Origin of the sequence: Bacillus sp. MAG717A (assembly GCF_036884855.1) — a bacterium.
GTDB classification, from domain to species: domain Bacteria; phylum Bacillota; class Bacilli; order Bacillales; family Bacillaceae; genus Bacillus; species Bacillus safensis.
On sequence record NZ_CP145733.1, the window covers coordinates 3221336 to 3239316 of the forward strand.

Sequence of the window (17981 nt, forward strand, 5' to 3'; positions counted from 1 at the left end):
AGCCAGCAACAAACGGCTGGCTTTTTTCTATGATAATTTTTCAACTTCCACTCTTCCAGAAAAGAACGTCGCGCCGCCGCCCATATCTGCCAATCGATCAGGTGTTAATCCATTCACTAAATGCTTTTTGCCTTTTTGATCTGCCCATAATCCTTGACTGACCACAACACCAGATAAAACATTTTGACCGACTGACACGACAAGCTCACACTCTCCTCGGTCGTTCAGCACACGGACCATGTCACCATCTTCAATTTTTCTTTCCTTTGCATCCTGTTCATTCATGTGAAGCTTCGGAAATTTCTCAAGCTTTTGATGCTTTTCATGAAGTGAGAAGGTGGAATTCAAAAAATTATGGTTCGGCCCCGGTATAAAGGTAAGCGGATAATCGCTTTCCTGATAAAGGGGCACATAGGTTGGAAGTGCTGGATACCCGTCTTTTTTCATTTGTTCAGAATAAAGCTCAATTTTCCCGCTTGGGGTTTGAAGCTTTAATTCCTCGAAAGATCCACGCTTTGCTTTGATCCATTTCTTTTCTTTTAATGCTTCGTATGAAATGTCCTCATAATGCGGATTTTCTGGATGATGAAGAGCTTGTTCCATGAGCTCAGCATCTGTCTCTCGGAAGGCTTGATCTTCAAAGCCCATCGCATGAGCGAGCAGGCGGAATACTTCAGTATTAGATTTGCTTTCTCCGTAGCGTTCTATCACTGGCTCCTGAATTTGAATATAATGATGCCAATATGATGTATAGAAATCCTCATTTTCAAAGGCAGATGTCGCCGGCAGAACAATGTCTGCATACGCCGCTGTTTCTGTTAAGAATAAATCATGAACCACTGTAAATAAGTCCTCTCTCAGCAAACCTTCTCTGACTTTATTCGCTTCAGGTGTTACAACTGCTGGGTTGCACGAGTAGATAAAGAGAGAATCAACGGAAGGCTCTGCGCTTGTCAGCACGCTGCCCAGCTGATTCATATTAAATGATCTAGGCGTGCGTTCTTTTAATAAATCCGGCCGCTGAAGAGCTGTTTCATTATAGCTAAGAAAAGAAGAGTTTGATTTCATCGCTCCGCCGCCCTTGTGCAGCCATTGACCAGTCAGGGCAGGGAGGCAGGAAATCGTTCTAATACTCATCCCGCCATTATCATGGTGCTGCAAACCATTCCCAATGCGAATGAGAGATGGTGATGTCTCAGCGTACATTCTAGCTAGTGTCATGATGTCATCCTTAGGGACACCCGTGATTCGCTCAACTGTGTCTGGATCATACTGCTTCACATGCTCGCGCAGCTCATTATGGCCGACCGTGTAAGTCTCTAAAAAGGCTTCATCTGTACGTTCCTCTTTAAAAAGGACATGCATGATGCCAAGGGCAAGCGCACTGTCAGTACCAGGTCGAAGCGGAATGAACCAATCTGCCATCCGGCCGGTTTGGTTCTTGTGAACATCAATCACGACAATCTTAGCTCCTTGCTTTCGCGCTTTTTGTGCCAAGGTGATTTGGTGCATATTGGTCGATACGGCATTGATGCCCCAAAAGATAAATAGTTTCGTATGAATGGTGTCTTCAGGGTCTGTCCCAATGCTTGCACCCATTGTATATTTATAGCCAGTCGTTCCCGCTGACTGACAGATCGTCCGGTCTAACTGACTTGAACCAAGACGATAAAAAAAGCGACGGTCCATTCCTTCTGCGTTGAGATTGCCCATGTTCCCATAGAAGCTGTAAGGCAGAATGCTTTCTGGCCCTTTTTCTTCGATCAGCTTTGTCCATTTTTGACGAATGGTTTCAATGGCTTCTTCCCACGTAATCGGCGCAAACTGTGCTTCGCCTTTTCGGCCAACACGTTTTAAAGGAGTGGTCAGTCTTTTTTCATCGTATAAACGGGCTGTGACATTACGCACTTTGTTGCATATGTTTCCTTGTGTGACAGGGTGGTCCGGATCTCCCTGCACTTTCACGATCTTTCCATTTTCTTTATGTATTAAAAGACCGCACTGATCCGGGCAATCTAACGAACAAACTGATTTGAAAATTCCGTCTTTCATCGCTGTATAATCGGTCATGAGTTTTCGGCTTCCTTTCTGCATTCCGTTATCGCTTTGTATGGACTTTATTTTAGCATGTTCGGAGGTGGAAGGTAAGAAAGAGATGATGAATTGAAGAAAATGAAAAAAAGCCCCTGAAAAAGGGACTTTTAAAAACGGGTGACTTGTACAGGAAATTCTTTTACCCCAAAAACAAACGTGCTTTGAATAGGTTTTAGCTGATCTGTTACGCAGGTGATATCTTGAAACGTGTGGAGTAAAACATCAAGCGCAATGTTGCTTTCAAGCCGGGCAAGCGGTGCACCGAGACAGAAATGAATGCCAAACCCAAAGCTCATATGCGGATTTGATTTCCGGTCAAGCCGGAACGTATCTGGATCTTCAAACTTCTGTTCATCCCGATTTGCTGAAGCAACCCAGCCGATGAGGTAGTCTCCCTTTTCAATGCGTGCGCCAGCAATTTCAACATCCTCTGCGGCGATTCGACCAATGGCTTGAACAGGTGGATAATACCGTAACGTTTCCTCAGTTAATTGAGGAATAAGAGAGGGATCCTGTCGAACGGATTCAGCGATATGCGGCTGCTCTGTCAGCAGTCGTACGGCATTGGTTATTAAATTGGTCGTTGTCTCATTGCCTGCAACAAGTAATAGAATACAAAAGCCAAGCAGTTCATTCTCTGTTAAACGCTCTCCATCGATTTCAGCTTGAATGAGAAGCGAGATCAAGTCACCCGCAGGCGTTTCTTTTCGTTTTTTGATCAGATGAGTAAAATAAATGGACAGCTCTTCTTCAGCGCGTTTTTGCATATCTACAACAGCCTGAATGGCTTCTTTTGATTCATCCTTAGCACCTGCCACAAGGGCATCAGAATGTTTTTTAATCAGCTCTCTGTCCTGCACCTCTGCACCGAGAAGCTCAGCGATGATCATCACTGGCAGGGGCGCTGCTAAATCTTGCACGATATCAAAGGTACGTTGATCCTTGACATGATTTAATAGATCATGTGTCAGGTCTTTGATCTTATCTTCTAATTGTTTGATCGCTTTTGGAGTGAATGCTTTATTCACGAGCGCTCTCATCTTTGTATGTTTTGGAGGATCCATCGTTAAAATACTTGTTTTAGACGTGCTTCTTCCCCGCTGTGAAGAGAACACTTTAGGCTGTTTTAGAACAGACTGGATATCCGCATATCGAAAGAGATCCCAGCACTTTCTTGTCTCATCAAATCTAATATCACTTTCTGCACGCAGCTCATTGTAAATAGGGAATGGGAAAAGAAGGTCATCGGTAGAACGGATTTCTTTCATTGGAATCACATTGACATAGTTTTCTTTCACTTTCATTATGAACGCTCCTTTTTCACATGATTTCTCTTTCACGGTATCACCAGTAAAAAATCATTTCAACGGACATGTTTTCTAAAATATGTCAATAGTCTAATCGAAAGATTCAAGCACATTCACCATATAGGAAAATAGAAAGTCATTAAAATGAGAGCGCTTTCTAAAAAATAGAATTGAAGTCACCGAAACCAAAAATAAAATGATGAATTCAGTCGAATGAAAGGGTCCTATGATTCAAATGATTATAGTTCTTTTGATCTAAATCACTGTATTTGAAAAACACGGCTAACATACTTGCAGCAAGCTGTCCGCCATGCATTCGGGACTTTTGAAAAGCGCTGGCTCTTTCTTGACACGATTTCTCATCATGTTACGATTACTAACGTGCGAAAAACGCGAACAAAAAGCGAACAAGGGAGAGGGTCAATATCATTGATCAAAAGAAAGTTGCTTTCATTGGAGCAGGTTCTATGGCGGAAGGAATGATTGCAGGGATTGTGCGATCAGGACAGATGCCGCTAGGCCAAATCTACGCAACAAACAGACAAAATCAACATCGATTGAATGAACTAACGAAACAATACGGAATTCAAACAGCCGAAATGGATTCATTTCCTTTTGAAGAAATGGATATGTTGATCCTGGCCATGAAGCCAAAGGATGCTGAAGCAGCACTTGAATCATTAAAACCTCGTATTCAGTCAGAGCAGCTCATCATGTCTGTCCTTGCAGGTGTTAAGCTATCGTATATTGAAGACATGCTGCACGAAGGTCAGCCTGTAATAAGGGTCATGCCAAATACCTCAAGTACAATCGGGGCATCAGCGACTGCTTTATCTGCTGGACGATACGTGAAAAACGATCATATGAGCATAAGTCAGGCTCTTTTATCTGAAATGGGCGAAGTCTATACCATTCAGGAAGAGCAAATGGATATCTTCACTGGAATTGCTGGAAGCGGGCCCGCCTACTTTTATTTCTTAATGGAAAGAATCGAAGAAGCAGGGGAAGAGGCAGGTTTATCAAAGGAATTGTCTCGCCAAATTGGCGCGCAGACACTCCTCGGTGCGGCAAAAATGCTCCAAGAAACAGAGGAAAACCCTTCAGTCCTAAGAGAGAAAATTACGTCACCAAATGGAACAACTGCTGCTGGACTGAATGCATTAGATGATTTTGGCGGAGGAGAAGCGATCAAGCAGGCTGTCAAACATGCTGCCAATCGATCAAAAGAGATAAGCAATCAGCAAAAACAAAAAGTATCTATATAAATAGAGTTCAGATGCAGGAGTGATAAGGTGTACGCAGATAAAGAGAGAAAACGAATTGTTGTGAAAATCGGAAGCAGCTCTCTTACTAGCTTTCAAGGTGAGATTAGTTTGAAAAAACTAGAAAACCTCGTCAATCAAATTGTGAAACTGAAAGATGAAGGACACGAAGTCATTTTGGTTTCATCTGGTGCGGTTGCAGCTGGTTACCGAAAACTAGGATTTATCGATAGACCGAAAACACTGCCGGAAAAGCAGGCATCTGCCTCAATTGGGCAAGGGCTTTTAATGGAATCATATTCTACTTTATTTTTATCACACGGTTATATTGCCTCACAGCTCTTAATCACAAGAAGTGATTTTTCTGATGAAACGCGATATCAAAATGTGCGCAACACAATGAATGTGTTATTAGATCGAGGCATCATCCCAATTATTAACGAAAATGATACAGTGACGATCAATCGGTTGAAGTTTGGAGACAACGATACATTGTCTGCAAAAGTAGCTGGCTTAATTGATGCGGATTTCCTTGCCATTTTATCTGATATTGATGGCTTGTATGAAGATAATCCTCATACAAATCCAAATGCAAAGAGAATTCTTGAAGTCACTGACATTACAGAAGACATCGAAGCAGCTGCTGGAGACGCAGGCAGCAGCGTGGGTACAGGCGGAATGAAATCAAAGCTCGATGCTTTTAAAATATCAATGGCCGCAGGGATCAATGGCTTTTTAGGAAAAGCAGATACGCCTCACATTTTAGACAAAGCGATCAATGGGACAGAGGACGGCACTTATTTTACCGCTGACGAAAATGTAGCGCCGCTGAACTATAAAAAGCAGTGGATTGCCTTTCATTCTGGACCAAAGGGTGAGATCGTGGTTCAAGAGAAAACACAGGAATTTCTCCTGCACCGAGAGGGAAGTCTTGATTCTGATGGGATTGTCAGTGTGAAAGGTTCATTTAAAAAAGGCGATGTCGTCCGTATTTTAGATCAAGATGGAAGAGAAATAGGGCTTGGCATTGTGAATTATGCGTCAGATGAACTCGCACGTAAGAGTGACTTGTTACAAGATGAAATCGTTCATGTCGTCGATCTTGAAGCATTTGTTTGTCATTTAGATTTATCGATTCCAGTTTGTTAACCAAAAGGGAGGAATTCCATGACACTGACAGCTGAAGTTGTCACATCGGTCAAAGAAAAATCGAAAAAAGCAAAGTACGTTTCAAAAAAACTAAGTTTACTTCAGACAGAGGAAAAGAATGACGCGCTGCTTAAAATGGCAGAAGCGTTAGAGCAAAAAAGCCGCTTCATTTTACAGGAGAATCAAAAGGATTTAAATGCTGGGAAAGAAAAGGGCTTCTCAGAGGCACTCTTAGATCGGTTAATGTTAAATGAAGAAAGAATTCATGAGTTTGCTGAAAGTTTGCGGCTCGTGACGAGATTAACAGATCCTGTTGGAGAAATATTGGATGAATGGACTCTTGATAACGGCTTACATGTGAAAAGCCGAAGAGTACCGCTCGGCGTGATCGGGATGATCTATGAAGCGAGACCGAACGTCACTGTCGATGCAGCAGGCCTTGCCTTAAAGGCAGGCAACTCAGTGATTTTAAAAGGCGGTTCCTCCGCTATTTCTTCCAACAAAGCCATTGTCAGTGTGATTCATGAAGCATTGGATCAAACAACAATTCCTCGTGATGCGGTGCAATTGATTGAACAAACAGACCGTTCATCGGTTCAGGCGATGTTTCAACTTAAAGAATGGATCGATGTGTTAATTCCGCGAGGCGGAGCTTCCTTAATCAAAACAGTGGTGGAGGAATCCACTATTCCAGTGCTTGAAACAGGGACAGGAAACTGCCATATCTTTATTGATCAAACCGCGAATGTGAAAAAAGCTATTGAGATTGTGATCAATGCGAAAACGAATCGTCCGGCTGTATGTAATGCACTTGAGACGCTGATTATTCATCGCGATTGGCTGAAAGAAAATGCAGTCTCATTAAATGAAGCTTTGCAGGAGCACCGTGTCACTGTACATGGCGATCAGGCAGCAGAGTCTTACTTTTCAGATGCGGTTCCTGCTGGGGAAGTGGATTGGACAGATGAGTATTTAAGTCTTGATCTTGCAGTGAAGGTAGTCGATTCAATCGAGGAAGCGATCAGCCATATCGATCAGTACGGCACAAAACATTCAGAAGCCATCGTGACAGAAGATGAAAAACATGCACTCACGTTTCTAAACGAAGTCGATGCGGCGGCTGTTTATCATAACGCATCGACTCGCTTTACAGACGGCGGCGCACTTGGCTATGGAGCTGAAATCGGCATCTCGACTCAAAAACTCCACGCAAGAGGGCCAATGGGACTTCCTGCACTCACGACAACTAAGCTGCTTCTATGTGGCGACGGTCAGATTAGAAGCTAGAAAAGATTCAAGAAACACTACCTTTTTATGAGGTAGTGTTTTTAACTTTATAATGCATGTTATCATCCTTATGAACCGTTTTTCTTCATCACCTTCTCAAATTTAAAAAATTCAAATTCCTCAGGTGCTAGAGTCTCATTGCCCTGATCTGCTTCACGAGGTGCGTTTGGGTCTGGATGGTGTAAGTGATAAAATTCAACAATTTGAAAGCCGCACTTATTGACATAGAAATGAATGTTGCGTTTTTCAAAATAAGGGGTCACAACCTCCCATACAATTGTTTCTGGATATTGCGCCTCGATGGCTTTCCATGCTGCTTGACCAATACCCCGGCCGTGAGAGGATGAGGAGATGTATAGCAAATCAACCGAGTTGTGATGTGTCTCTTGGTTGATTTTGATGACAACACCGCCTGCCTTTTCACCATTTAGCATAATATGATAAACAATGTGTTCATTCGAATAAAAAGATTCATCAATTACTGCATCTGGCGGAAACGGTCCATCCTGCGCATCGCCAAATGCGTCGATCACGCCAGCTGTAAAAGCTTTCTGAAGCTCTTTTTTCATAGAAGGGAAATCCTCTTTATTTGCTTGTGCTAATGTCACTTCATGTTGAGTTATTTTGTTCATTTTCTTATCCTTTCCCTGCGTAGTGGTGTTTCTGCATGTTATGATAAAGTATGGAGTTACTCCATAGTCAAGAAAGGAGCCTTCATCATGATCAATGATGTGCAAAAAACGTTTTTCACTGGAGAATTTGCCAAGCTATTTGATGTAAAAAAAGATACGCTTCTGTATTATGATAAAATCGATTTATTTAAGCCGGCTGGTGTTCATGAAAATGGATACCGTTACTATACACTTGAGCAATTTGACCATTTTATTGCGATTCAATCCTTGCGAGCTGTTCAATTTCCGATCAAAGAGTTAAAACAATATTTCACAGAACCTTCCCGCGAAAGACTGCAAAGCCTAGCGGCCGACCAAGTAGAAAGGGTCAAACAAGAGATTGAAAAGCTGCAAGATATCCAAGCTTTTCTTATGCGGGTGATCGAGACAACGCATGAATTATCAACTGTGAAAATAGGAGAGGTCCTGTTTCAAGAGCTGCCAGAAGAACCAGTCATACTAAGTGCTTCAAACCCGATCGATTTAAATACACCTGTAGAAGAAATATCACGTATTGTAGGGGAATTTCTAAAGGAAGTTGGCATAAAAGGGGCTGCGGCAAATGGTTCTGTCTTAAAAAAGGAACAGTTTCGTAAGCGCCACTATCATCAGTCAGATCAACTGTTCTGCCGAATGGATGGACCGGGGGCAGTGAAAAAACCTGGTGGGATCTATGCGGTGATATATGATCAAGGAACATATGATGAGATTGAGTCTGCTTATTCGCATTTATTAGATGAAATCGAGAAAGAGGGCATGTTGCTGGATGGAGATGTATTTGAGGAGTATTTACTTCATTCGCTCATGTCTAAAGATGAAGCAGAGTATATAACGAAGCTCAGTGTAAAAGTGAAGAAGCGAGCAGATAACAATTGAAAAGAGGGTAGACAGCATGTGACATGCGTGTTTACCCTCTTTTTTGATGTTAACCAACTTGATTTTCGGCAAATTGACTCATATATAAATCTGCATAGAAGCCTTTTTGTTTTAAAAGTTCGCTGTGCGATCCTTTTTCAATGATGCTTCCATCCTTCATGACTAAAATGAGGTCTGCATCCTTAATTGTTGAAAGTCTGTGTGCAATCACGAAGCTCGTTCTGCCTTTCATCAATTCATTCATTGCTTTTTGAATATGCATCTCTGTCCGTGTATCCACACTGCTTGTTGCTTCATCTAATATCAAGATCTTTGGATCAGATAAAATGGCACGGGCGATGGTTAACAGCTGGCGTTGACCTTGTGACAGGTTGCCGGCATCTTCTTTTAAGAGTGTATCATATCCATCTGGAAGCGTGCGGATAAAATCATCCGCATAGGCATGTTTGGCGGCTTTGATGACATCCTCTTTGGAAACGTGCTGCTTGCCATAGGCAATGTTGTCGTAAATCGTTCCTTCAAAGAGCCACGTATCCTGAAGAACCATCGCAAATAATTCTCGTACTTGCTGACGGCTGAGATCAGTTGTTTTGACACCGCCAATGCGTATGGAGCCTTGATCTAGCTCGTAAAAACGCATTAAAAGATTGATGATGGTTGTTTTTCCTGCGCCTGTTGGTCCGACAATGGCAACTGTTTGTCCTTCTTGCACATCTAAATTAAGATCTTTAATAATTGGATGATCTTTTTCATATCCGAATTGAACTTGTTCAAAGCTCACATCACCTGAGAGTGAAGCAAGATCAATCGCCGCATCTTCTTCGGTACTTTCTTCTTCCTCATCAAGGATTTCAAAGACCCTTTCAGCAGAAGCGATCGCTGATTGAACTAAGTTTGCGACACTTGATGCTTGCACAAGCGGCTGAGACATTTGCTGGGTGTATTGTATAAACGCCTGAACATCCCCGACACGAATATTCCCGTTAATGACAAGAATCCCGCCGGCTACACTGACTGCCACATAGCCAAGGTTCCCGATAAAGGTCATCATTGGCATCATTAAACCAGAAATGAACTGCGCTTTCCTTGAGGATTCATACAGCTTTTCGTTTAATTGATCAAATGTATCGATTGCTTTCTTTTCGTAGCCATACGCACGAACTGTCTGATGTCCTGTAAACATCTCATTAATATGGCCATTGATCGTCCCAAGCTCTTTTTGCTGCGCTTTAAAATGCTTTTGAGAAAATGACGTAATGCCGCGAATCGCAAACAGGCTGAGTGGCAGCGTCAAACAAACAAGCAACGTAAGTAAGGGACTGATGAAAAGCATCATCACGACAATTCCAATCACTGTAATAACAGATGTAATCACTTGGGTGAGCGCCTGCTGAAGCGATGTATTAATATTATCGATATCATTCATCACACGGCTTAGTGTGTCCCCGTGGGTTGTTTTATCAAAATAACGAAGGGGGAGACGTGTGAGCTTGTCATTTGCTTCTTGGCGTAATTCAGCAATGGTCTGTTGAGAGACACCGGCCATGATATATTGTTGAACGAATGAAAAGAGAGAAGCAACTACGTACAGGACGACAAGCAGCAAAAGTATTCGTGAAATGACATCAAATTGAACAGCTGTTCCATTCGTAAAGCTGTCAAATAGGGAAGAGGTGGCATCCCCAAGCAGCTTTGGACTAATGACATTAAAGACAGTTGAACCAATTGCTGCAATAAAGACGATGATCAGCTGAAATTTTCTTGGTTTTAAATAGCCTGTCAACCGAAACAGTGTTTTCTTAAATTCCTTCGGTTTTGCGGCTGGCCCTTTAGGGTGGGCGCCTTTATGGCCCATGCCGGAAGACATTTTCTTACTCATCCTCGCTCACCTCCTGACCTTCCTGTGATGCGACAATCTCTTGGTACACAAGATTATCCTTTATTAATTGTTCATGTGTTCCGATACCTGCTATTTTTCCTTCATCAAGTACAATGATTTTATCACTATGCTTCACTGTGCTGATTCGTTGAGCGACAATGATGAGGGCTGCATGTGCTTTTTCTGCTTCTAATGATGCCCGCAGCTTGGCATCTGTTTTGTAATCAAGTGCTGAAAAGCTATCGTCAAACAGATAGAATGATGGTTTTCGCACTAGCGCCCTTGCAATGGAAAGCCGCTGTTTTTGGCCGCCGGATAGATTGGAACCACCTTGATCAATTTCTCCTTCAATTCCGCCATCTTTTTGCAAAACAAATTCTTCGGCCTGCGCGGTTCGCAGCGCCTGCCAGACGTCTTCATCGCTTGCATCCTGCTTGCCAAAACGCACATTGTCGGCAATGGTTCCGCTGAATAAAACAGCTTTTTGAGAGACATAGCCCATTTGGTTTCTCAGTTTCTCCTGAGGCAGCTCTCTAATGTCTACACCATCTAATGTAATCCGGCCCTCTGTCACTTCATAAAAACGCGTCATCAGCTGGAGAAGGGTAGTTTTCCCAGAACCCGTACTTCCGATAATGGCTGTTGTTTCGCCAGTTTTGGCTTCAAACGTGATGTTTTGAACGGCCGGTTTCTCTGCATTTGAGTAATAAAATGACACATCCTCAAAGCGAATGGAGTGGGCGGGCTCGTGAAGCTCAGTCATAGACTCTTCTTTGTCTTTAATCTTTGGTTCCATGTTTAACACTTCATTCATACGTTTAGCTGATGCTTGTGCTCTTGGGACCATAATAAAGCTCATCGACAGCATAATCAGTGCCATTAAAATCATCATCGCATATTGAATGAAGGCAATGAGATTACCAACTTCCATTTCTCCGGCATCAATTCGGTTTGCACCAAGCCAGACAATACCGATATTCGTGAAGTTCATGATGATCAGCATAAATGGAAACAAGTAAGCCATTAATCGGTTGACTCTAAGGCCAGTATCCTTATAGGACGTGTTAGCTTCTTGGAATCGCTCCTTTTCATCATCTACACGGTTAAATGCACGAATGACCCGGATGCCTGAAAGAGATTCTCGCATAATTAAATTCAGCCGGTCTGTTTTTTTCTGAAGCTGGCCAAATAGCGGAATGGCTTTTCTTGACACTAAATAGATAAATCCTCCAAGAAGGGGGAGGGCTGCTAAAAAGATAAGAGACAGGACAGCATCCCTGGAAACAGCCAAAATAATTCCGCCCACAAGCATAAGCGGGGCCCGCGTCATCATTTGTAAAATCATGATCGTCACATCTTGGACTTGTTTCACATCATTTGTTGATCTAGTAATAAAGGAAGACGTGCCGATCTTTTGAAATTCTTCTAATGAAAATTGTTCGACATGCACAAACAGCTGTCTTCTCATATCACGGCCGAAGCCAAGAGCTGTCTTTGATGACAAGTAAGACTTCCAAATGGTGAGCAAAATGGCGAGTAAAGAACATGCCACCATCCAGCCGCCAACCTTCCATATGTAAGCAATATCTCCTTGGACGATACCGACATCAACGATATCTGCTGTTAACGTCGGTAAATACAGCTGGAGCATACTGCTTAAAAAGGTGAGAATGACAATGGACACAACGGACAGCCGATAAGGCTTTAAAAATGATAAAATTGATTTCATACGAATACCTTTCTTCCATATAGTCTTTTGTTCTGTAACTCATCATATACAAAGAGGGATTATTTCTACAAATGAAATGTCTTGTTTTAGTGAATTATTTATATTGTTCAATTTTAGAAAAGAAATCCTTCACAAACACATAAAAATCATGGGCAGAAGGAGACATTTCTCGCGTTTTAGATGCAATAATGCCAACCGTTCGTCTCACTTGAGGGAAATCGATCGGAATTTTCACTGTAAATCGCGGTGTTGTTTCATAAAAGGCACTTTCGGGTAATAAAGTAACGCCCATACCTGCCGATACGAGACCTTTTATGGCATCCAAATCTTCTCCTTCAGATGAAATGGTAGGCTCATAGCCTGCCTGCTTGCAAGCATCAACCGCAATTTGTCTCAGCACATACCCTTCAGGAAATAACACGAAATGATCCTTTCTTAAATCACTTAAATGAATGCTCCTTTGTCCGCTAAAGGGGTGGCTAACCGGTAAAAGGGCATAAATGCTTTCAGAAAACAAAATATTTCCTTCTATTTGAGAATCGTTTGTCGGTACAGGTCCTAAAAAGGCAAGATCGATATCACGATTTTTAACGGCTTCAATGAGAAACTTATAGGATCCTTGACGAAGTAAAAAATCGACCTCTGGATATTCCTGCTTAAAAGCAGAGATGACAGAAGGGAGCACTTGGCTTGCTAGACTTGTAGGAAAGCCAATATTCACCGTTCCTTTGTGCGGATCTAAGTATTCATCAATTTGCTCTTTTGCGTAATCAATGGCTTTTAGTGCAGTTCTGACATGATCTAAAAATTGTCTGCCGATCTTCGTTAATTTGATATTTCGTCCTTCTCGTTCGAATAAGGCCACTCCAAGTTCTTCTTCTAAATTCGCAATCTGCCGGCTGATGGCAGATTGGGCAACATGTAAGTTTTCAGCCGCTTCTGACACGTGTTCACGGTCTGCGACTTCTACAAAATAACGTAACTGACGAAGCTCCATTTTTGCACTTCACACCCATCTATCTCAAAAAGAGATTGTTTTGATCTAAATTATATATTGTTTATATTAATTTGAAAACTTAAAATAAGTTACAGAGTTTGTGAGATTTTATTACTGTGAAAAAACGGATCTTTTAAACGGGGGAGAGAAACGATGACTTATAATCAACTACCACAACCACAAGGTCTCTACCGTCCTGAATTTGAACATGATGCATGTGGAATCGGACTGTACGCCCATTTAAAAGGGGAGGCGACACATAGCATCGTCAAAAAGGGATTACAAATGCTGTGCCAGCTTGATCACCGCGGCGGGCAAGGCAGTGATCCGTATACAGGTGATGGTGCTGGTTTAATGGTACAGCTGCCAGACGCTTTCTTTAGAAAGAACTGCAAAGAATTTGCACTTCCAGAAAAGGGCCGTTACGGGGTAGGAATGGTCTTCTTTTCAAAAGATGATGACGAAAAAACGCGTCAAGCCATCGAACAGAAAATCAACGGGTTCATTAAACAAGAAGGCCAAACATTAATTGGCTGGAGAACGGTTCCTGTCGATGCCGGGAAAATTGGTACTGTCGCAGCGAAGAGCTGTCCGGTTGTGAGACAGGTCTTTATCGGAGCAAACGACAACATTACAGACCGTTTGTCATTTGAAAGAAAATTATATGTCATCCGTAAACAGGCTGAGAACTGGGGAACAAAAGAGGAAAAACAATTTTATTTTGTCAGCCTGTCGAGTCAAACCATCGTATACAAGGGGCTTTTAACATCAGATCAAGTCGATGCTTTTTATCTTGATCTACAGGATGAAACATTTGTTTCTGCATTTTCACTTGTTCATTCAAGATTTAGTACAAATACATTTCCTACATGGGAAAGAGCCCATCCAAACCGCTATTTAATTCACAACGGAGAAATCAACACATTAAGAGGAAACATCAATTGGATGAGAGCAAGAGAACAACAATTCGTATCTGAAGCCTTCGGAGACGATTTAGACAAGATTTTGCCAGTGCTGAATGCAGACGGAAGTGATTCATCCATTTTAGACAATGCCTTTGAATTCTTTGTGCTTGCAGGCCGTACACCTGCTCATACAGCAATGATGCTGATTCCTGAGCCTTGGACGGAAAACACGCACATGTCGAAAGAGAAACGGGCATTTTATGAATACCATAGTTCTCTCATGGAGCCGTGGGATGGACCAACAGCGATTTCCTTTACGGACGGTAAACAAATCGGGGCCATCTTAGACCGAAACGGATTAAGACCGGCAAGGTACTATGTCACAAATGATGATCATATCATTTTCTCTTCTGAGGTTGGTGTAATTGACACAAATGAAGAAGATGTTAAGTACAAAGATCGTCTTGAGCCTGGTAAAATGCTGCTCATTGATTTAGAAGAAGGACGAATTATTTCTGACGAAGAAGTGAAATCGACCATTGCGAATGAACTTCCTTATCAAAAATGGCTCGATGAAGAAATGGTTCACGTCAATCGCTCGGAAGAAAATTCAGAAAATTCTAGTATAATGGATGATTTGTTGACACGTCAGCGTGCGTTCCATTATACGTACGAGGACATTCAAAAGTATTTAATTCCTTTACTAGAGGAAGGCAAGGACCCAATTGGTTCAATGGGAAGTGACACACCGCTTGCTGTGTTATCAGATCGTGCGCAGTCTCTGTTTTCTTATTTCAAGCAGTTGTTCGCACAGGTCACGAACCCGCCGATTGATGCCATTCGTGAGCAGCTAGTGACATCAACCATGACTTGGTTAGGAGCCGAAGGCGATATTTTACATCCGAATGAATATTCATGCCGAAGAATTAAACTTTATACACCGGTCTTAACGAGCGGCCAATTTAACGGCTTGAAAACGATTGTTCATAATGCCTTTAAAAGCAAAACCATTCATACACTTTTCACCGATGATTTAAAGCGCGGACTGGATGCGATGTTTGAAGAGGCGGAAAAAGCGATTAGAGAAGGCGTCTCTTTATTAATCCTTTCAGATCGTGAAATGACAGAACAAAAAGTACCGATTCCACCACTTCTTGCGCTAAGTGCACTACATCAGCACCTTGTGCGTCAAGGTCTGCGGACAAAGGTCAGTCTGATCGTTGAATCTGGAGAGGTGAGAGAGGTCCATCATTTTGCCGCACTGATTGGCTACGGGGCAGATGCGATCCATCCTTACCTTGTCTATGAAACATACAAACAGCTGATTGCAGACGAAGCGATTTCGATCAGCTTTGATGAAGCTGTTACAAAGTTTGGTAAAAGCGTGACAGAAGGTGTCGTCAAAGTCATGTCCAAAGTGGGGATTTCCACTGTGCAAAGCTATAGAGGCGCGCAAATATTTGAAGCAGTCGGGATTAGTGAAGATGTCATTCAAGAGTATTTCACAGGAACAGCTTCTCAGCTTGGTGGGATTGATCTTGACACCATTGCTCATGAGGCAAAACTTCGTCATGAAGCAGGGTACCAAGGAGCAACTGACCAGACACTTGAATCAGGCAGTGAATTCCAGTGGAGAAAAAATGGAGAGCACCATGCCTTTAATCCAAAGACGATCCACACGCTCCAGTGGGCATGCCGCAATGAAGATTACGACCTATTTAAACAATATACAAAGGCAGCGGATGAAGAAAGAATCGGCTTCCTCCGAAATTTGTTTGCATTTCAGCCAAAACAAAAGCCGGTTCGTCTGGAAGAGGTGGAATCTGCTGAATCCATCGTACGCCGCTTTAAGACAGGTGCCATGTCATTTGGATCTTTAAGTAAAGAAGCGCATGAGGCACTTGCAATTGCGATGAACCGAATTGGCGGTAAAAGTAACAGCGGAGAAGGCGGAGAAGATCCTGCCCGCTTTACAGTAGATGAACATGGTGATGACCGCAGAAGCGCCATTAAACAAATCGCTTCTGGCCGATTTGGTGTGAAAAGTCATTACTTAGTCAATGCAGATGAACTGCAAATTAAAATGGCGCAAGGGGCAAAGCCGGGAGAAGGCGGACAGCTGCCAGGAAATAAAGTGTATCCTTGGGTGGCCGATGTACGTGGTTCTACGCCAGGTGTCGGATTAATTTCACCACCGCCGCATCATGATATTTATTCCATCGAGGATTTGGCACAGCTGATTCATGATTTGAAAAACGCAAACCGTGATGCACGCATCAGTGTCAAGCTTGTATCTAAAGCAGGCGTTGGCACGATTGCAGCAGGTGTAGCAAAAGGAACTGCAGACGTCATTGTCATTAGCGGCTATGACGGCGGTACAGGAGCTTCACCGAAAACGAGTATTAAACACACAGGACTTCCTTGGGAGCTTGGATTGGCAGAGGCGCATCAAACCCTTGTGTTAAACGGTCTTCGCGAGAGAGTTGTTCTTGAAACGGACGGAAAGTTAATGACTGGCCGCGACGTTGTCATGGCTGCGATTTTAGGAGCAGAAGAGTATGGCTTTGCGACAGCTCCACTTGTCGTGCTAGGCTGCGTGATGATGAGAGCATGTCATTTAGATACTTGCCCGGTCGGTGTTGCTACACAAAATCCAGAGCTCCGCAAAAAATTCATGGGTGACCCTGATCACATTGTGAACTTCATGATGTTTATTGCAGAGGAAGTAAGAGAAATCTTAGCGGAACTCGGGTTTACATCGATGGATGAATTAATCGGACGTACGGACGTTCTAGCGGTCAGTGAACGAGCAAAAGCTCACTGGAAAGCAGGTCAGCTAAACCTTGAAACACTGCTTTATCAGCCAGAAGGAGCGCGGACATTCAGAACACCGCAAAATCATAAAATTGATGAATCGCTGGATATGAATGAAATCCTTCCTTATGTACAAGAGGCGCTAAATCATCAAACACCAGTTGATCTATCATTGAGCATTCGCAATATCAACCGTGTGGCCGGAACCATCACTGGCAGTGAAGTGTCTAAGCGCTACGGGGAAGAGGGCTTGCCAGAGGATACCATCACACTTAGATTCACTGGTTCAGCTGGACAAAGCTTTGGCGCATTTGTGCCAAAAGGTATGTCTCTCTATTTAACAGGTGATTCAAATGACTATATCGGCAAAGGACTCTCAGGAGGCAAAATTGCTGTTAAAACGTCTGATCATTTTGTACAAAATGGACATGAAAACGTCATTGTAGGAAACGTCGCATTTTACGGTGCAACTAGCGGAAAAGCTTATATTAACGGACGTGCTGGTGAACGATTTGCTGTTCGTAATTCAGGTGTACATGTGGTTGTTGAAGGAATCGGAGATCACGGCTGTGAATACATGACTGGCGGACGTGTCGTCATTTTAGGAGACGTTGGGAAAAACTTTGGTGCAGGTATGTCTGGTGGTGTGGCTTACATCCATACATCGGATGCCAAACAGTTCAAAAGAATGTGCAACATGGAAATGATCATGTTTGAAAAGCTCACAGATCATGAAGAAGAACAAGAAGTGAAGCAAATGATCAAGGAACACCTTGATTATACAAACAGCTCAAAAGCAGCAGCACTTCTTGAAAACTGGGAGCAAGAAAAGGATCAATTCATCAAAGTCATTCCGAGAAATTACAAAATGATGCTTCAAAGCATTGAAGAACAAAAACAAGCGGGCCTCAGTCATGAAGAAGCGGTGATGTTTGCCTTTGAAGCAAATACAAAACCGAAAAATCAAGAAACGGCAAACGGGCAAAAAGCAGCCCTCGCTCATTAAGAAAG

At 42.7% G+C, this 17981-nt stretch carries 11 protein-coding genes; 5 read left to right on the plus strand and 6 right to left on the minus strand.

Translation table 11 applies throughout. The features are described from left to right. Positions 1–27: 27 nt before the first annotated feature. Together V6Z54_RS16795 and V6Z54_RS16800 are read right to left on the minus strand one after the other, a co-directional pair. Complete coding sequence (locus V6Z54_RS16795; RefSeq protein ID WP_041085647.1) at positions 28–2070, minus strand: molybdopterin oxidoreductase family protein; 2043 nt, start codon at positions 2068–2070, stop codon at positions 28–30. A gap of 131 nt (positions 2071–2201) precedes the next feature. Next, on the minus strand, positions 2202–3398 hold the full coding sequence (locus V6Z54_RS16800; RefSeq protein WP_041085645.1) for a cytochrome P450: 1197 nt from the start codon (positions 3396–3398) through the stop codon (positions 2202–2204). A 431-nt stretch (positions 3399–3829) separates the two neighbouring features. Between V6Z54_RS16800 and proC the strand changes: the two genes are divergently transcribed. The 3 genes from proC to V6Z54_RS16815 are packed head-to-tail and all read left to right on the plus strand — an operon-like array spanning position 3830 to position 7099. Next, a complete protein-coding gene (gene proC, locus V6Z54_RS16805; protein WP_258954555.1) occupies positions 3830–4666 on the plus strand; it encodes a pyrroline-5-carboxylate reductase in 837 nt (278 codons plus the stop codon). Between the two features lie 27 nt (positions 4667–4693). Beyond that, positions 4694–5812, plus strand: a complete 1119-nt coding sequence (gene proB, locus V6Z54_RS16810; protein WP_041085641.1) for a glutamate 5-kinase — start codon at positions 4694–4696, stop codon at positions 5810–5812. 18 nt (positions 5813–5830) lie between these two features. Further along, positions 5831–7099: a glutamate-5-semialdehyde dehydrogenase gene (locus V6Z54_RS16815; RefSeq protein ID WP_073979191.1), complete on the plus strand. Its 1269-nt coding sequence runs from the start codon at positions 5831–5833 to the stop codon at positions 7097–7099. Positions 7100–7167: 68 nt separating this feature from the next. Here V6Z54_RS16815 and V6Z54_RS16820 read toward each other — a convergent pair whose 3' ends face one another. Next, complete coding sequence (locus V6Z54_RS16820; RefSeq protein ID WP_073979204.1) at positions 7168–7731, minus strand: GNAT family N-acetyltransferase; 564 nt, start codon at positions 7729–7731, stop codon at positions 7168–7170. A gap of 87 nt (positions 7732–7818) precedes the next feature. Here V6Z54_RS16820 and V6Z54_RS16825 point away from each other — a divergent pair, with 87 nt between their 5' ends. Next, positions 7819–8646 (plus strand): MerR family transcriptional regulator, encoded by an 828-nt coding sequence (locus tag V6Z54_RS16825; RefSeq protein ID WP_041085635.1) that lies wholly within the window; start codon positions 7819–7821, stop codon positions 8644–8646. Positions 8647–8695: 49 nt separating this feature from the next. On the opposite strand, the gene V6Z54_RS16830 is transcribed toward V6Z54_RS16825, so the two are convergent. The 3 genes from V6Z54_RS16830 to V6Z54_RS16840 form a co-directional block, all read right to left on the minus strand. Then, positions 8696–10525, minus strand: coding sequence for an ABC transporter ATP-binding protein (locus V6Z54_RS16830; RefSeq protein ID WP_338527510.1), 1830 nt, complete (start codon positions 10523–10525; stop codon positions 8696–8698). Continuing rightward, positions 10518–12254: an ABC transporter ATP-binding protein gene (locus V6Z54_RS16835; RefSeq protein ID WP_073979189.1), complete on the minus strand. Its 1737-nt coding sequence runs from the start codon at positions 12252–12254 to the stop codon at positions 10518–10520. Before V6Z54_RS16835 ends, V6Z54_RS16830 begins: the two co-directional genes overlap by 8 nt. A 94-nt stretch (positions 12255–12348) precedes the next feature. Continuing rightward, on the minus strand, positions 12349–13251 hold the full coding sequence (locus tag V6Z54_RS16840) for a LysR family transcriptional regulator (protein ID WP_034280677.1): 903 nt from the start codon (positions 13249–13251) through the stop codon (positions 12349–12351). Positions 13252–13404: 153 nt separating this feature from the next. Here V6Z54_RS16840 and gltB point away from each other — a divergent pair, with 153 nt between their 5' ends. After that, positions 13405–17976 carry a glutamate synthase large subunit gene (gene gltB / locus V6Z54_RS16845; RefSeq protein ID WP_338527511.1) on the plus strand — a complete coding sequence of 1524 codons (4572 nt, stop codon included), beginning with the start codon at positions 13405–13407 and terminating at the stop codon, positions 17974–17976. The last annotated feature ends 5 nt before the right edge of the window (positions 17977–17981 follow it).